Origin of the sequence: Saccharopolyspora flava (genome assembly GCF_900116135.1) — a bacterium.
GTDB lineage: Bacteria > Actinomycetota > Actinomycetes > Mycobacteriales > Pseudonocardiaceae > Saccharopolyspora > Saccharopolyspora flava.
Window position 1 is genome coordinate 120,915 of record NZ_FOZX01000007.1, and the last position, 16,551, is coordinate 137,465.

At 70.7% G+C, this 16,551-nt stretch carries 11 protein-coding genes; 8 read left to right on the forward strand and 3 right to left on the reverse strand.

Annotated elements, in window-relative coordinates:
• Positions 1-331 precede the first annotated feature (331 nt).
• The 3 genes from BM424_RS20145 (at position 332) to BM424_RS20155 (ending at position 4,522) form a co-directional block, all read left to right on the forward strand.
• The gene (locus BM424_RS20145) at positions 332-1,666 is read left to right on the forward strand and encodes a PucR-like N-terminal domain-containing protein (protein WP_245776000.1); all 1,335 of its coding nucleotides are present in this window, start codon (positions 332-334) and stop codon (positions 1,664-1,666) included.
• 640 nt (positions 1,667-2,306) lie between these two features.
• Positions 2,307-3,335, forward strand: coding sequence for a PQQ-dependent sugar dehydrogenase (locus BM424_RS20150; protein WP_093420404.1), 1,029 nt, complete (start codon positions 2,307-2,309; stop codon positions 3,333-3,335).
• A gap of 155 nt (positions 3,336-3,490) precedes the next feature.
• On the forward strand, positions 3,491-4,522 hold the full coding sequence (locus BM424_RS20155; protein WP_093420406.1) for an aldo/keto reductase: 1,032 nt from the start codon (positions 3,491-3,493) through the stop codon (positions 4,520-4,522).
• Here the strand turns inward: BM424_RS20155 and BM424_RS20160 are convergent.
• On the reverse strand, positions 4,512-5,516 hold the full coding sequence (locus BM424_RS20160) for a LacI family DNA-binding transcriptional regulator (protein WP_093420409.1): 1,005 nt from the start codon (positions 5,514-5,516) through the stop codon (positions 4,512-4,514). The genes BM424_RS20155 and BM424_RS20160 overlap by 11 nt on opposite strands.
• A gap of 163 nt (positions 5,517-5,679) precedes the next feature.
• On the opposite strand from BM424_RS20160, the gene BM424_RS20165 reads away from it, so the two are divergent.
• From BM424_RS20165 to BM424_RS20175, 3 genes are all read left to right on the forward strand, one after another.
• Entirely contained in the window at positions 5,680-6,675 is a 996-nt protein-coding gene (locus BM424_RS20165) for a zinc-dependent alcohol dehydrogenase family protein (RefSeq protein ID WP_093420686.1), read from the forward strand.
• Positions 6,676-6,783: 108 nt separating this feature from the next.
• A complete protein-coding gene (locus tag BM424_RS20170; protein WP_093420411.1) occupies positions 6,784-8,196 on the forward strand; it encodes a sugar porter family MFS transporter in 1,413 nt (470 codons plus the stop codon).
• An 887-nt stretch (positions 8,197-9,083) separates the two neighbouring features.
• Positions 9,084-10,676: a long-chain fatty acid--CoA ligase gene (locus BM424_RS20175; protein WP_093420414.1), complete on the forward strand. Its 1,593-nt coding sequence runs from the start codon at positions 9,084-9,086 to the stop codon at positions 10,674-10,676.
• On the opposite strand, the gene BM424_RS20180 is transcribed toward BM424_RS20175, so the two are convergent.
• Positions 10,666-12,411 (reverse strand): helix-turn-helix domain-containing protein, encoded by a 1,746-nt coding sequence (locus BM424_RS20180; RefSeq protein WP_245776001.1) that lies wholly within the window; start codon positions 12,409-12,411, stop codon positions 10,666-10,668. The two genes, BM424_RS20175 and BM424_RS20180, sit on opposite strands and share 11 nt — an antisense overlap.
• Before the next feature lie 135 nt (positions 12,412-12,546).
• Between BM424_RS20180 and BM424_RS20185 the strand changes: the two genes are divergently transcribed.
• Both BM424_RS20185 and BM424_RS20190 read left to right on the forward strand, forming a co-directional pair.
• Positions 12,547-13,893 carry an MFS transporter gene (locus BM424_RS20185; RefSeq protein WP_093420416.1) on the forward strand — a complete coding sequence of 449 codons (1,347 nt, stop codon included), beginning with the start codon at positions 12,547-12,549 and terminating at the stop codon, positions 13,891-13,893.
• Between the two features lie 142 nt (positions 13,894-14,035).
• Complete coding sequence (locus BM424_RS20190; protein ID WP_093420691.1) at positions 14,036-15,511, forward strand: tannase/feruloyl esterase family alpha/beta hydrolase; 1,476 nt, start codon at positions 14,036-14,038, stop codon at positions 15,509-15,511.
• Here BM424_RS20190 and BM424_RS20195 read toward each other — a convergent pair.
• Positions 15,493-16,527, reverse strand: a complete 1,035-nt coding sequence (locus tag BM424_RS20195; protein ID WP_139274108.1) for an esterase/lipase family protein — start codon at positions 16,525-16,527, stop codon at positions 15,493-15,495. The two genes, BM424_RS20190 and BM424_RS20195, sit on opposite strands and share 19 nt — an antisense overlap.
• Between the last annotated feature and the right edge of the window lie 24 nt (positions 16,528-16,551).

A 16,551-nucleotide genomic window follows, 5' to 3' on the forward strand; every position in this document is an offset into this window, starting at 1 on the left:
CGCGGAATCGGCATGTCGAAAAGTCTTTTTCGGGGCGATGTGGGGCAAAACTGGGAAAGATGGTGATGTGAAACCTCTTCGCAAATCCCTGGTCACGCTGGTTCACTGGACCGGCGGCCGGGTGAGCGGCGCCGGTGGGAGCGGGTTTTATCACTCGCGGCACAAACGGGATTCGAGAATTTAGCACTCGCCGGAAGAATCACCACCCGAATAGCCGAAACCTCGATGTGCGCGCGCGGAATCAGTCCGAAGTGCGTTGACACGTCCCCGGCGCCGTCCCTATGTTCTCGTGATTGCAATCGCGTTGCCGAAAAGGCGCGCGTTGTCCCCGATGAAACACGAACTGGGGGAGATGATGGCGATCGACGTCGGAGGCGGAGCGGTGCGCGAAGGAGGGCCGCGCGGGTTCGGCGGCGCCGGCCGGCGAACCGATCCCCGACGCCGGATCACCGCGCCGCACAGCGACAGAGGAGCCTCCGGTCCCGAGAACGGTTGCGCCAGGCAGTTGTTCACCGCGCTGCCCAAGGAGATCGCCGACGGGTTCCGGCCTTACGTCACCCCGCTGGCCAAGGCGATCGTCCGCGAGATTCAGAGCGTCGTGCCCGAGTACGCCCAGCCGCTCGACACCGCCTTCGGGGTGTACTTCACCCGCGGCATCGAGCAGGCGATCCTGCAGCCGCTCAACAACATCCGGGAAGAGGAGGACGGCGCCGACGACTGGTCGGAGTACTTCCGGCTGATGGGCAAGCTGGAGTTCGCCGCCGGGCGCGGTCTGCAGAGCCTGCAGACCGCCTACCGGGTGGGCGGGCGCGTCGCGTGGCGGCACTTCGCCGAGTTCGGCAAGAAGCTCGACGTGCAGGTGGACCTGATGTGCCTGTGCGCCGAGGCGATCTTCGCCTACGTCGACGACCTGTCGAAGCTGTCGTTCGAGGGCTACTCCACCGCCCAGGAGCGCGCCGTGGGCACCCTGACCCGCCGCAGGCGGCGGCTGCTGGAACTGCTGCTGGCCGAGCCGCCGGCCTCGCCGCAGTCGATCGGCGACCTCGCCGACAGCGCCCGCTGGGACGTGCCGGAGTGGGTCACCCTGGTCGCCCTGGAGCCGGTCTCCGACGACCCGGACGACCCGCGGCTGGACGACGACGTGCTGGTCAACCTCGAAGGCGCCACACCCTGTCTGCTGATCCCCGGCGAGCCGCGCGACCCGGCGCGCCTGATCACCGAGCTCGGCGGCCGGCGCGCCGCGATGGCCCCCAAAGTCCGGATCGGCGACGCGGCCCGGTCGCTGCGCTGGGCGCGGCACGCCATCGACCTGGTGCAGCGCGGCGTGCTCCCGAACCGCGCGCTGACCCGTTGCGCCGACCACCTCACCACGCTGTGGCTGCTCAGCGACGAGTTCCTGGTCAGCCAGATCGGCGCCCGCTGCCTGGCCCCGCTCGACGAGCTCACGGTCAAGCAACGCGCCCGCCTCAGCGAAACCCTCCTGGTCTGGCTGCAATCCCGCGGCAGCGCCCGGGAACTCGCCGAACGCCTCGGCATCCACCCCCAAACCGTCCGCTACCGCATGAACAAGCTGGAACAGCTCTTCGGAGACCGCCTCAACGACCCCGAAGACCGCCTCGACATGGAACTAGCCCTACGCGCCGAAACCCTCCTCCAACGCACCTAACCCACCCCAACCTCGCGCTCCCGAGGGCGAGCTCCAGACCTCGTCCCCCGGGGTCTTGCGCTCCCGAGCTCGCGTCCCCGATCTCGAGCTCCCGATCTCGCACCCGCGAGCTCGCGTGCCCGGGTTCGTGCGTTGAGGAGGTCGATGCGGGGCGCGCGTGAGTCACCAGGGGACAGCTTTTCCTCGAATTAACCGGACAAAACAGTCATTGATCATGGGTGATTAGAGGAAAAACTGTCCCCTCCGCAGCGCCACCGCCGCCCGCAACCCCCCACCCCTCCCACAGCCTCGACCACTCTCGACTCGACGGCGAGTGCTCCGACGGCGGCTGCTCGTCGTTTCTCGCCGTCGTCCTCGGTGATCTCTCGGGTGCTCGGGGTGGGGGAAGTTTTCATGAAAACTTCCCCCACCCCGGAACCGGGGACATTCGGGTGAGAACCGTCGTCTTCCGAGGTGAGAGACGTGTTCTCGGAGACTCTCGGTGTCGGGGGGATGACAGTTTTCATGAAAACTGTCGTTCTCCGGGGGACGGGAGGTTTTCATGAAAACTGTCCCCCAACCGCACCATCCGAGATCACGTCTCAGGTACTACCGTGAGGAACGGGAGGAATCGGACGGGGGTCGGAGGTAGGGAGTGGGGATGCGTTCACGGCTCTCGGCAGTCGTTCTCGTGCTGCTGGTCATCGCGGCCGGGTGTGCGGGTGAACCGGCGCCGGCGCGTGCGGTCGAGCCCGCTGCGGTCGAAGGGCTGACCACGCCGTGGTCGGTGGTGTTCGCCGGTGGCACGCCGATCATCAGTGAGCGGGACACCGGGCGGATCGTCGAGGTCGACCCGGGTGGGCGGGTCCGCGAGGTCGGGGTGATTCCTGGTGTGGTGGCCTCGGGGGAGAGCGGGCTGCTCGGGCTGGCGCTGCGCGACGGGCACCTCTACGCCTACTCCACCGGCGCGGACGGCAACCGCATCCAGCGCTACCCGCTGCTCGGCGCGCCCGGATCGTTCCAGCTGGGGCCCGGGCGCACCCTCCTCGACCGGCTCCCGGCGGCGAGCCGCCACGACGGCGGGCGGATCGCCTTCGGCCCCGACGGGATGCTGCACGCCGCCGTCGGCGACGCCGGTGACAGCGCCTCGTCCCAGGACCTGTCCTCCCTCGGCGGCAAGATCCTGCGCATGACGCCCGACGGCGGCGTCCCGCCCGACAACCCGTTCCCCGGATCGCTGGTGCTCAGCTACGGCCACCGCAACGTCCAAGGCCTCGCCTGGGGACCCGACGGCACGCTCTACGCCTCCGAGTTCGGGCAGAACACCTGGGACGAGCTCAACATCATCCGGCCCGGTGCGAACTACGGCTGGCCCACCGTCGAAGGCATCGGCGGCGCGCCGGGCCTGACCGACCCGGTGCAGCAGTGGCCCACCGACGAGGCCAGCCCCAGCGGCATCGCGGTGCGCGGCGAGTCGCTCTACCTGGCGAACCTGCGCGGCGAACGCCTCCGCGAGGTCCCGCTGCGCGACCTCGGCACCTCCACCGAGCACTTCGTCGGCGAGCACGGCCGGTTGCGCGACGTCGCCGTCGCCCCCGACGGGACGCTGCGGGTGCTGACCAGCAACACCGACGGTCGCGGCGATCCCGCGCCGACCGACGACCGGATGCTCGCCTTTCCCGCACCCTGACCCGAAAAATGTGAACGCCCTGCTCCGCCGAAGCGCCCGCCGGTTGTGAGACCCGAGACGAACGGCTGCCCCGAGCCGTGCGAAGTGGTTGCATGACCCCACGGCGGCCGGACCGATCCGGCCGGAAATCCGGCAGAGCGGAGGAATGGGAACCGATGGGCCACGGGGCGTTCGAGAAGACCTACGCGGCGGCCGACGACCGCTACGAGACCATGCAGTACCGCCGCGCGGGCGCCTCCGGGCTGGACCTGCCCGCGTTCTCTTTCGGCCTGTGGCAGAAGTTCGGCACCGACTACGCCTACGAGACCCAGCGCGAGATCGTGCTGCACGCCTTCGACCTGGGCATCACGCACTTCGACAACGCCGACCGCTACGGCCCGCCGCACCGCGCCGCGCAGAAGTTCTTCGGCAAGGTGCTCGCCAAGGACCTCGCCCCCTACCGGGACGAGCTGATCCTGTCCACCAAGGCGGGCAACCCCATCGGGCCCGGCCCGTACCAGAAGGGCGGCTCCCGCAAGTCGCTGCTGTCCTCGCTGGACCACAGCCTGCGCGACCTCGGCACCGACTACGTCGACGTGTTCTACAGCCACAGCCCCGACGAGTCGACCCCGCTGGAGGAGACGGTGGGCGCGCTGGTCAGCGCGGTGCAGCAGGGCAAGGCGCTCTACGTAGGCATCTCCAACTACCAGCCCGACCGCGCCCACCGCGCCGCCGAGCTGCTGCGCGAGGCCGGGGTGCCGCTGCTGGTCCACCAGCCCCGCTACTCGATGTTCGACCGCACGCCGGAGAACAACGGGCTGCTCGACCTCGCCGCCGACGACGGCTTCGGCCTGGTCGTCTACTCACCGCTGGCCCAGGGCCTGCTCACCGACAAGTACCTGCAGGGCGTCCCGTCCGGTGCGCGCGCCGAGAACAGCGCGTTCCTGTCGCCCGACGTCATCGACGACACCTACCGCGCCCGCGCCGCCGCGCTCAACGAGCTCGCCCAGCAGCGCGGTCAGTCGCTGGCCCAGCTGGCGCTGCAGTGGGTGCTGCGCCGCCCGGAGGTCACCTCGGCGCTCATCGGCGCGAGCTCGGTGTGGCAGCTCGACCACAACGTCGAGGCGCTGCGCTTCCCGGAGCTCACCGACGCGGAGCTGGCCGTGATCGAGAAGCACGGCGTGCACGGGACCGGGCTCAAGCAGTAGTCCGGCAGCCGCAGGAATCCCGGTGCACGAACCGGGATTCCAGCCGCACCTCGACCGGGTCGCGACCGGGATCGTCCAGCTTGTCCAGCAGCAGCCGCAGCGCCTCGGCGCCGACCTCGCGGCTGGGCTGGGCGATCGCGGTCAGCCTCGGCGTGAACAGGTCCGCCCACGGGAAGTCGTCGAAGGCCACCAGCGCCACGTCCTCGGGCACCCGCAGCGACAGGTCCCGCACGGCGCGCATGGCGCCGATCGTCATGGCGTTGTTCGCCGCGATGATCGCCGTCGCCGGGCTCGGGCCGGTGAGCAGCTCGGACGCGGCCCGCCGCGCCGACTCGGACTCCGAGGAGCCCTCCCGGCACAGATCCGGATCGGCCTCGATGTCGTTGCGGCGCAAGCCCTCCCGGTATCCGGCCAGCCGCTCGTCGGTGGTGCTCAGCCCGGCGAGGCCGGCGACGAACCCGATCCGCCGGTGGCCCAGTTCGGCGAGGTGGTCGACCAGCGCGGCCGTGGACTCGGTGTTGTCGGTGCTGACCTGGTCGTAGTCCCCGGGCAGCACGCGGTCGGCGAGCACGGTGGGCACGTCGTGGTCGGCCAGGTAGCGCATCGTGCGCGACGGGTCGGGGGAGGGGGCCAGCACGATCCCGTCGATGCGCCGCTGGTGCAGGTGGGAGACGACGCGCAGCTCGTGGTCGGGGTCGTCGCGCGGGTCGGCGACCAGCAGGCTGTAGCCGCGGTCGACCGCCTCGGCCTCGATGCCCTGCAGGATCTCGGTGAAGAACGGGTTGCTCGCCGAGGAGATCGCCACCCCGATCGACAGGGTGCGCGCCGTGGCCAGCGACCGGGCGAGCGTGTTCTGGATGTAGCCGACCTCCTCGACGGCCGCGCGCACGGCGCGCTCGGTCTCCGGCCGGACCTTCCGGGTGCCGTTGAGCACGTAGGACACCGTCGCCGAGGACACCCCGGCGACTCGTGCGACATCTGCGAGCGTGGCCACGCGCGACTCCCTCGTTCCCGTTTTCGGCTGGGAATTTACCATCAGGTTAAGCGCTTGCCTAAGCGTTTAACCGAAAACTAGTTTGTGCGGCACACCGCGCTGGGGCGGTCTATTCGGCGATCTCCCGGCGGTGGTGCGAGCCAGCGTGACGGGATGAGTGATCGTGCAAGCCGTAGTGATCGAAGGACCAGGCCGGGCCGTTGTCAAGGACGTCGCCGACCCCGAACCGGCCGCCGGGCAGGTGCTCGTGCGGGTGCACGCCAGCGGGCTGTGCGGGACGGACCTGCACCTGGTCGACGGGGTCCTGCCCACCGACTACCCGCTGACCCCCGGGCACGAGTTCGCCGGTGAGGTGGTCGAACTCGGCGAGGGCGTCAGCGGGATCGCGGTCGGCGACCGCGTCGCGGTCGACCCCAACCTGCCGTGCGGTACCTGCCGCTGGTGCCGGGCCGGGCGCGGGAACCTGTGCACGGTCTGGGACGCCATCGGCGTGAGCAAGGCGGGTTCGGCGGCCGAGCTGGTGGCCGTGCCCGCGGGGATCTGCTTCGCGCTGCCCTCGACGGTGTCCTACACCGCCGGGGCGATGGTGGAACCGCTGTCCTGCGCGGTCCACGGGCTGAGCCGGCTGCCGCGACTGCCCGGCTCGCACTACCTCATCTACGGCGCGGGCACGATGGGCCTGCTCATGGCGACGCTGGTGCGCCGGGCCGGGGCGGCCTCGGTGTCCACAGTGGACCTCAACGCCTCCCGGCTGGACTTCGCGCTGTCCTACGCCTCCGACCGCGCCACCACCGACGCCGACGCCCTGGAGCAGCCCGACGGCTACGACGTGGTCATCGACGCCACCGGCGCGGTCCCGGCCATCGAGGACGGCCTCGGCCGCGTCCGCAAGGGCGGCACGTTCCTGCAGTTCGGCGTCGCCGACCCGAACGCGCGGGCGAGCTTCTCACCGTTCCGGGTCTACCACGAGGAGATCGACATCCTCGGTTCCATGGCCGTGCACAGGGGTTTTCAGCCCGCGATCGAGCTGGTCGCCTCCGGCACGGTCGACGTCGAGTCGCTGGTGTCGGCGACCCTGCCGCTGGCCGACTACGACGAGGCGATCACCCGCTTCCGCGCCGGAGACGGCCACAAGATCCACGTGGCCCCGGCCCGGTAGCACGCAACCGGGGTGATCTCCGCGGGGTGGGGAGGTTTTCATGAAAACCTCCCCACCCTCGCGTACGGGGACACCCCCACTTCTGAGTCCGACGAAGGGTTTCGAGCAATGACGCCAACCACCCCCGCGACGGAGCGTTCGCGCACGCGCAACGCCCTGATCTGGATATTCGGGGCGCTGGGCGGAATTCTGTGGGGTTATGACACCGGTGTGATCTCCGGTGCCATGCTGTTCATCAAGCAGGACATCCCGTTGACCCCGCTCCAGCAGGGGCTCGTGGTCAGCGGCCTGCTGGTCGGTGCGATGGCGGGCGCGGGGGCGTCCGGTCGCCTCGCCGACGCGTGGGGGCGGCGCAAACTGATCCTGTGGGCCGCGGTGGTGTTCACCCTGGGCACCGTCGGCGCGATGCTGGCCACCACCGCGTGGATGCTGGTGGCCTTCCGGTTCGTCATCGGCATCGGAGTCGGCATCGCCTCGGTGGTCGTGCCGCTGTACCTGACGGAGCTGGCGCCGAAGCAGTCCCGCGGCGGCCTGACCTCGCTGATGCAGCTGCTGGTGACCGTCGGCATCCTCGTCGCCTACATCACCGACTACGCGCTGGCCGACAGCGGTGACTGGCGCTGGATGCTGGGTCTGGGCGCGGTTCCGGCGGTGCTGCTGGGCATCGGCATCTACTTCCAGCCGGAGAGCCCGCGCTGGCTGGTCAAGCACGGGCGCGCCGACCAGGCCCGCGAGGTGCTGACCAAGCTGCGCGGCGTCCGCGCCGAGGAGGTCGAGGAAGAGCTCGACGAGATCCGCGCCGCCGACAAGGAGAAGGAGGCCGAGAACGCCGTCGGCGTGCGCGAGCTGCTGACCCCGAGGCTGCGCCGCGTCGTGCTGCTGGGCCTGGGCCTGGTGTTCTTCCAGAACTTCATCGGCATCAACACGATCATCTACTACGCGCCGACGCTGCTGACCACGCTCGGTTTCGGCACCTCCGGCGCGATCCTGGCCAACGTCGGCATCGGCCTGGTCAACGTGCTCATGACGCTGCCCGCGCTGCGGCTCATCGACCGCGCGGGCCGCAAGTCGCTGCTGGCGGTCGGCAGCATCGGGATGCTGGTGTCGATGCTGGCGCTGGGCATCGCCAACGTCGCGGGCCTGTCCTACGGCCCGCTGCTGGTGGCGGTGACCCTGGGCAGCATCGTGGTCTACATCGCCTCGTTCGCGGTGTCCTGGGGCCCGGTGCAGTGGGTGATGCTGCCCGAGCTGTTCCCGCTGCGGATGCGCGGTTCGGCCGTGGGCATCTGCCTGGTGTTCAACTGGCTGTTCAACATGGCCGTGGCCCTGGTGTTCCCGGTGCTGCTCGACATCACCGGGCCGGGCGCGATGTTCCTGTTCTTCGCCCTGATGGCGGTCCTGTCGTTCTGGTTCGTCCAGCGCGGTCTCATCGAGACCAAGGGCAAGAGCCTGGAGGCCATCGAGCAGGAAGTCCTCGGCACCGACCCGGAACCCGTCGCCAAGCAGCCGGTCAACGCCTGACCCACCGGCGATCAGTGGCCCCGTCCGCCCCTCGGACGGGGCCACTCCTGCGTTCCAGGGACACCAGCGCTTCGGCGACGGTGTCCGGCGTCTCGTAGGTGGGGCTGTGGCCGGCGTCGACGATCCGGCAGCACGGGTTCGAGGTCGGTTTCGCGCTGACTGCGCAACGCCTGCAACGCCGCGCTCAGCGGCACCGAATCGCCCGCACCCGCCAGCAAGATCACTCTCCGTGTCCGCGAATACCGGGGTTTTCGACCGGTCAAAAACCGCGGTATTCGACCCGACGAAAACCGCAGTTTTTGACCGCCACCGAGGGGCACCGGGGGCGTGGGCGTCACCAGGGGGGCAGTTTTAGCCATAACTGTCGCGACCTGGTGTCCGTTTTGTCCGGACAGTTTGGACTAAAACTGTCCCCTGGTGACGAACGAACCCGCCCGCACCGTTCACCCGGCTCTGTTGTCGTCACGATCGGTGATCGGAGGATGGTGATCGATGGCGCTGGGGCGCCGTTCTCGGGGGAGGTCTGGGGGGAGGCCTGCGCGGGGTCTGGTTGGGTTCCTGATTTCACTGGAAATCGGGAACCCGGGGTTTGTTGGGGTCGGGGTGCTCGCTCGGGTGTGGGTTTGTGCCTCTGGGGGTGTGGGGAGAGTGGGTGGTTCTTCTCTTCGGGTGGGGGTTGGGGGTGCTTAGCGTGGGGTGGTCCGGTTGGTGTTGGCGGGTGTGGCTCGTCGGGTGGAGGGGGTTGTGGCGTGGGTGATTCGGTTCGAGCCGGGGAGGCCGGTGTTGGGAGGGACTCGGGCGCTGGGGGAGCGAGGGGTGTCTGGGCGGTTGAAGGTGGCGCGGATCCCGGGGAAGCTGGGGGTGCTGGGGGTGGCTGGGATGGGTTGATGCAGGGGTGGCCTTTGAGCATTGCTCATGTTGTGGAGCGGGTTGAGCGGCTTTTCGGGGGCAAGACCGTGACGACCGCTGGGGTGGAGCGGGTTTCGTACCGCGAGGTCGTCCGCAACGTGCGGCGGTTGGCGACCGCGCTGGACGCCTTGGGGGTGCCGGTCGGGGCGCGGGTGGGGACGTTCGCCGCGAACAGCCGCCGGCACCTGGAGCTGTACCTGGGGGTCCCGTCGACCAAGCGGGTGCTGCACTCGATCAACACCCGGCTCTCGGCCGAGCACCTCGACTACATCGTCGGCCATGCCGCCGACGACGTGCTGTTCGTCGACCGGGCGCTGCTGGAGCGGATCTGGCCGCGCGCCGCCATGATGCCGAGCGTGCGGCACTGGATCGTGCTGCCCGACGGCAGCGACGCCGAAATCCCGCGCGACCCGCGCATTCTCGACTACGACGACCTGATCTCCGGCGCCGACCCGTTCCCCGGATCGTTCGAGCAGCGCTTCTCCCTCGCCGACGAGAACCGGGCCTCCGGCCTCTGCTACACCTCCGGCACCACCGGCCCGCCCAAGGGCGTCGTCTACAGCCACCGCTCCACCGTCCTGCACTGCCTGGGCACCCTGGCCGCCGGGCTCATCGGCATCGCCGAGGACGACGTGGTGATGCCGATCGTCCCGATGTTCCACGCCAACGCCTGGGGCCTGCCCTACGGCGCGATGATGGCCGGAGCCTCGCTGGTGCTGCCCGGCTCGTCGAACGCCCCGGACCACCTGCTGCGGCTGATGCAGGACGAGCGCGTCACCGTCGCCGGCGCGGTCCCGACGGTGTGGACGAGCCTCTCCGACCGGCTCGACGACCACGACCTCAGCGCGGTCCGCTTCCTGCTCGGCGGCGGCTCGGCCGTCGCCCCCGCCCTGTCCGAGACCTACCGCGAGCGCATCGGCGTGCCGATCACCCACTCCTGGGGCATGACCGAGATCAGCCCCGTCGGCGCCATCGGCGGCCTGCGCACGCAGCACCGCACCGCCACCGACGCCGAGCAGGTGGCGGTCCGCGCGGCGCAGGGCCAGCCGCTGCCGCTGGTCAACGTCCGGATCACCGACGTCGACACCGGCCGGGAACTGCCCCGCGACGGGCGCGCCGTCGGCGAGCTGCAGGTCGCCGGACCCTGGGTCGCCGGCGGCTACTACCGCGTCGACGCCCCCGAGAGCTTCACCGACGACGGCTGGCTGCGCACCGGCGACCTCGCCACCATCGACCCCGACGGCTACCTGCGGCTCGTCGACCGGATCAAGGACCTCATCAAGTCCGGCGGCGAGTGGATCTCCTCCGTCGAGCTGGAAACCGCGCTCGCCGCCCACCCCGACGTCGTCGAGGTCGCCGTCGTCGCCCGGCCCGACCCGCACTGGGACGAACGCCCCGTCGCCCACGTCGTCCTGCGCGAAGGCAGCACCACCAGCGCCGACGATCTGCTGGAACACCTGAGGCCGAAGGTCGCCAAGTGGTGGCTGCCCGACGAGATCGTGCTGCGCGCAACGCTTCCCAAGACCGGCACCGGCAAGCTCGCCAAGAACGCCCTGCGCGTCACGTCGTAGCGCGCAGCCGGTGCAGCCGGAGCGCCAGCTGCAACTCCAGGTCGTCGTCCTGCCGCCAATCCACGCCCAGCACCTCCCCGGCCCGATCCAGGCGCTTGAGCAGCGTGTTCACGTGCACGTGCAGCGCCCGGGCGGTGGCGGCGACCGTGCCGCGGTGGTCGTAGTACGCGCCGAGCGTGGCCACGAGCTCGGTGCCGCGCCGCCGGTCGTAGTCCAGCAGCGGGCCGAGGCACCCGGTGAGGAAGCGGTCGAGCTCGGCGGCCCGCTCGGTGTCGAAGACCATCCCGTACAGCGCGTACCGGTCGCTCATCGCCCCGACATCGCGGTGACCCAGCGCCCGCACCACCGCGCAGCAGCGGCTCGCCAGCGAGAACGCCCGCGACCAGTCCTGGTTCACCGCGCGCTCACCGACCACGACCACCGGGCGACCCGCCGACCGCCGCACCCGCCGGTGGACCTCGGCGACCGCGTCGTCGGACCGCGGCAGCACCACCACCGCCCGGCCCAGGTGCTCCCCGGCGAGCCCGCCGCGTTCGCGCGCGAGGTCGTGCAGGTGCCGGGACAGCTCCGCCGACGACATGCCCTCGGCCTCGGCCACCAGCACCAGGTCCAGCGCGTCCACGTCGACGCCCCGGGCGCGCGCCCGCGTCCGCTGCGCCGCGCCCACGCCCGCACCGCCGATCATAAGCTCGGTCAGCAGCTCACCGCTGAACCGCTCACCGGCCTCGGCGACCGCCCGCTCCTTGAGGATCAGCAGCCCGAGGATGTGGGTGGCGCGCTCCAGCGTGCGCAGGTCGGCGTCACCGGGGGACGTGGCCCGGCTCCACGCCAGGGCGCCCAGGTAGCTGTCCCCGGCCTGCACCGGAGCCGCGCTGCGCGCCGGGCCCGCGGCGTCCACCACCGTGGTGCAGCGGCCCGAACGCCGCGCGTCCTCAACCAGCTCGGCCAAGTCGGAGAACGGGCACGGTGACTCCGAATCACGTTGCGCCAGAACGAGTCCCGCCTGGTCGAGGAGCGCGACGCTGCCGCCCAGCTGATCGGCGAGCAGCTGCACCACGTCGCCCGGTGTCCCGCCCTCCAGCACCGCGCCGGTCAGCGCCTCGTGCACCGCCTGCGCGCGCTCCATCACCGCCACGTGCTCCTCGATGCGCCGGTAGGCGATCTGCAGCTCCTGCACCGACTTCCGGCTCTCCTCGTACAACCGCGCGTTGTCGATCGCGACGGCGGCGTGATCGGCGAAGGCCGTCAGCAGCGCGATCTCCTCGGCCTGGAACGACCGTTGAGCCCGGTCCGCGGCGAACAGCGCGCCCACCGCCTCACCCCGGATCACCAGCGGAACCCCGAGCAGCGCCACCAGCCCCTCGGTCGCCACCAGCCGGTCGAAGCCCGGATCGTGCTCGATGGCCGTGCTGGCGGCGTAGTTCGACACCCAGTGCGGGCTGCGCCCGGCCAGCACCTTGCCGCCCAGGCCGACGTCGGTGGAGATCGTGGCCGCCAGGAACGACTCCGAGATGGTGCCCTCCGACGCCCGCGCGGACAGCCTCCCGTCGGCACCGACCAGCGACAGGTAGGTGAAATCGGTGCCGATCAGGTCGTGCGCGTGGTGCACGATCGAGTCCAGCACCTCGTCCAGCTCGCCCAGCGCCGTCAACGACTTCGCCGTCGCGTACAGCGACGACAGCTCCCGCTGGCGGCGCACCAGCGCGTCCAGCTCGGCTTCTCCGCGGATGGCCACACTGCCTCCCCACTCCGGCCCGGGTGGGTGAGCCTGCCACCGCGACGTCCGCAGGTGTGTGTGATTCACACCTCATTGCCGGGGTCGGTGAACCATACGATCACGCCACTGCGCTCAACGACGAAGGCGGAACGCATGGCAACTCCCCTCAGCAGACCCGCGAACCCCCGCAGATCCTTCCGGAAACTGCTGGCGGCCGGGCTCATCGGCAGCTCCCTCGAGTGGTACGACTTCTTCCTCTACGGCACGGCGGCCGCGCTGGTGTTCCCGAAGGTGTTCTTCCCCGAGTCCTCCGCGCTGATGGGAACGCTGCTGGCGTTCAGCACGTTCTGGGCGGGATTCGTGGCCAGGCCGATCGGCGGGCTGCTGGCCGGGCACCTCGGCGACCGCTACGGCCGCAAACCCGTGGTGGTCACCTGCCTGGCGCTGATGGGCGCGGCGACGTTCCTGATCGGCTGCCTGCCCAGCGCCTCCTCGGTCGGCGCCCTGGCCCCGGCGCTGCTGGTGGCGCTGCGGTTCGTGCAGGGCCTCGCGGCCGGCGGCCAGTGGGGCGGGATCGTGCTGCTGCTGACCGAATCGGCAGGCCCCAAGCGGCGCGGCTTCGCCGGAACCTTCGGCCAGACCAGCGTTCCCGTCGCGGTGATCATCTCCAACCTGATCCTGGTGGCCTGCAGCGGCCTGATGTCCGACGCGGCGTTCCTCAGCTGGGGGTGGCGGATCCCGTTCCTGGTCAGCGTCGTGATGTTCGCCGTCGTCCTCTACATCCAGACCAAGGTCGAGGACACCCCGGAGTTCCGCGAGCTGCAGGCCGCGAGCGCAGGCGAGGCGGTGGTGCGCGCACCGCTGGCGCGCGTGCTGCGGCAGAAGTGGGGAGTGATCCTGCTGGGCTGCGGCCTGCTGTCGGCCACCAACAGCCTGTTCTACATCAGCATCTCCGGGCTGCTCAGCTACGGCACCACCGGCCTCGGGCTGCCGAGGAACGCGCTGCTGGCGATCGTGCTGATCGGCTCGCTGGCGATGGTCGCCACGATCCCGTGGGCCGGGCACGTCTCGGACAAGGTGGGCAGGCGACCGCTGATCCTGATCGGCGGACTGGGCGTGGCGGTGTGGGCGTTCCCGTACTTCCGGCTGGTCGACTCGGCCTCGCTGGGACTGATCTTCCTGGCCGTGGTGGTGGGTTTCGTGTTCCAGTGCCTGACCTACGGCCCGATCGCGAGCTTCCTCGGCGAGCTGTTCGCGCCCAGCGTCCGCTACTCCGGGGCGTCGCTGGCCTACCAGCTCTCGGCGATCATCGTCAGCGGCGGCACACCGTTCCTGATGACCGCGCTGATCGCCCGGACCGGCAGCACCACCCCGGTGGCGGCCTACATCGCGGTGATGGGCCTGATCACCTTCGCCAGCGCCTGGTTCCTGCCCGAGACCAACCCCGCCGAGGTCCGCGCCGACCCCGACGCCGTTCCCGGGACCGCGCTGCACGGCTGAGACGACCAGGAGGTCAACGGTGACCGCACGATTACCCGCGCTGGCAACGGCTTTGGCCGCCTCCGCGCTCCTGATCACCCCGCCCGCCGAAGCCGGACCCGGCTGCGACGGACTGGACGGGATCGACATCCCCGCCTCGGCGATGAGCCTGCCGACCGGCGGCGGCCACGTCACCGCCGTCACGCGGACGCCGACGCTGTGCCAGGTCGACGCGGATCTGCTCCCGGTCGACCCCGCCGCTCCGCCGATCAAGATGCGCCTGGCGCTGCCGCAGGCGTGGAACGGCAAGGCGATGATGTTCGGCGGCGGAGGCTACGACGGCACCATCCCCGACCTCACCGCCCAGGTCCCGTTCGGCCCCGCCGACCGTCCCACGCCGCTGGCCAGGGGATACGCGGTCTTCGCCAGCGATTCCGGGCACCAGGCGGGACCGGTCGGCGTGCCGTCGCTGGACGGCTCGTTCGGCGTCAACGACGAGGCGCTGCGCAACTTCGCCGCCGGCGACGCCACGAAGAAGACCCGCGACGCGAGCCTGTTCCTGCTGCGCCGCGCCGGCGCCGAACCCGGCGAGATCTACTTCGCGGGCGGCTCCACCGGAGGCCGCGAAGCCCTCAACGTCGCGCAGCGCTGGCCCACCGCCTTCGACGGCGTGATCGCCGCCTACCCGGCCTGGAACAACCTCAGCGAGATCCTCGACCTCGGGCACCTGACGAGGATCCTCGCCCGCCCCAACGCCTTTCCCGGACCGGAGAAGCAAGCGCTGCTGCACGAATCGGTGATGAACGCCTGCGACGGCCTCGACGGCATCACCGACCGCGTCATCTCGAACCCGGACGGCTGCCGCTTCGACCCGCACGCGCTGCGCTGCCCGCGCGGCGCCGACACCGGACCGCACTGCCTGTCGGATCCGCAGATTGCCTCGGTGATGGCGATGTCCGCACCGTTCCGCTGGCCGTACCCGATCGCCAGCGGTGAGACCGGCTACCCGGGCTTCCCGTTCCTCTCCGGCGCCGACATGCGCACCCCGTTGCTCGGCTTCGGCACCACACCACCGGCCAACCCGATGCCGGACACCAGCGGGTACGGGATGCGGTTCTGGGACCAGTGGGTCAAGCACTTCCTCACCCGCGACCCCGGCCACGACCCGCTCGCGGTCGACCCGAGCGCGCCGGGGGAGTGGCGGCAGCGCATCAGCGAGCTCTCCGCGATCCAGGACCGCAACGACGCCGACCTGGGCCCGTTCCAGCGGGCGGGCGGCAAGCTGATCCTTTTGCACGGCGCCGCCGACGAGCTCGTCTCGCACTGGTCGACCACCGACTACCAGCAGCGCGTCCGCGACATCCTCGGCGACCGCGCCACCGGCGAGTTCCTGCGCTACTACGTGGTTCCCGGCGCCAACCACGCCAACGCCGGAACACCGGCCTTCGCCGCGGGCTGGGACTCGCTGACCGCCCTGGAGACCTGGACCGACACGGGCCGGCCACCGCGGAACCCCGTGGTGACCGACCTGAACCACCCGCGCACCCGGCCGCTGTGCGAGCACCCGGCCTGGCCGCGCTACGTCGGCGGGAACCCCGACGACGCGGCGAGCTTCCGGTGTCAGCAGCCCGCCGCGTAGACGTAGCAGCGCAGTCGCGGTTCCCGGTCGGTCTGCGGCGTGCCCACCAGGTTCACCCCGGGCGCGGCGGTGCTGAGCAGGCCGGGGAGCGCCGACAGCGGCTGCAGGTAGGTGTTCACCGACAGCGGGTCGACGTGCGGCATCAGCGGCTGCCCGCACACCGAGGCGTCGACGCGGGCCGGGTCGGCCGGGCCGGGGTTGTCCAGCGCGTCGACGACCAGCGCGTAGGTCACCGGGTCGGTGGTTCCGACGAGCAGGTGCGTGGAGACGTCGGTGGCGCACACGTCCTGCAGAGCGATGTTGCTGATCAGCCCGCCGCCGGTGTGCAGCTCGGAGGATTCCGGCGGCGTCACCACCTCGTCGAGCCGGGAGTAGAGGACGGTGTAGCTGATGCCGGGGAAGGTCTCGGCCCGGCTGTTGAGCGCCTGCCCGAAGTCCGACCCGGCCTGCTGCTGCCACACCGCCGGTTCGCACTCGACCGGCTTCGGCCCGCACGCGGGCATCGACTCGGTGCCGTGGTTGGAGGGCGCCATGCCGATCACGTCGTCGACCATGCCGCGCACGTCGGGCCAGAACCGCAGCGCCCACCGCGGGTTCATGCCGCCCTGGGAGTGCCCGAGCACGGCGATGCGCTTGCCGGTGAGTCGGTGCATCTCGCGGATCCCGTGCACCAGGTACTCCCCGGCGACCTGGATGTCGCCGAGCGTGTGGTCGGGCATGGTCACCGCGCAGTAGAAGCGGTCCTGCGCGTCGAAGGCCCGCGCGTAGGTCCAGGAGTAGTTCTCCTCCGGCGTGACGCTGGTGGCCGGGCTCAGCAGCACCGGCTCGGAAGCGGCCCCCGGATCACCGTGGCAGGTCAGCGACTCCCGCAGCTGGTCCGGCGGCACGCTCAACGCCGGCCCCGGCCGGTCCAGGGGCGCGAAACCCGACTCGGCCTGCGCGGGCACCGGCACGAGAGCCGGCAGCAGGACCATCCCCAACGAGAACACGACGCTGTGCACCCAACGGCTGATCATGGTGCGTACAACGACGAGCCCCGC

Coding starts and splice junctions, on each gene's coding strand:
- BM424_RS20170 (WP_093420411.1), top strand. CDS start 6,784: ATGACGCCAACCACCCCCGCGACGGAGCGTTCGCGCACGCGCAACGCC.
- BM424_RS20150 (WP_093420404.1), top strand. CDS start 2,307: ATGCGTTCACGGCTCTCGGCAGTCGTTCTCGTGCTGCTGGTCATCGCG.
- BM424_RS20195 (WP_139274108.1), bottom strand. CDS start 16,527: ATGATCAGCCGTTGGGTGCACAGCGTCGTGTTCTCGTTGGGGATGGTC.
- BM424_RS20155 (WP_093420406.1), top strand. CDS start 3,491: ATGGGCCACGGGGCGTTCGAGAAGACCTACGCGGCGGCCGACGACCGC.
- BM424_RS20190 (WP_093420691.1), top strand. CDS start 14,036: ATGAGCCTGCCGACCGGCGGCGGCCACGTCACCGCCGTCACGCGGACG.
- BM424_RS20145 (WP_245776000.1), top strand. CDS start 332: ATGAAACACGAACTGGGGGAGATGATGGCGATCGACGTCGGAGGCGGA.
- BM424_RS20185 (WP_093420416.1), top strand. CDS start 12,547: ATGGCAACTCCCCTCAGCAGACCCGCGAACCCCCGCAGATCCTTCCGG.
- BM424_RS20175 (WP_093420414.1), top strand. CDS start 9,084: ATGCAGGGGTGGCCTTTGAGCATTGCTCATGTTGTGGAGCGGGTTGAG.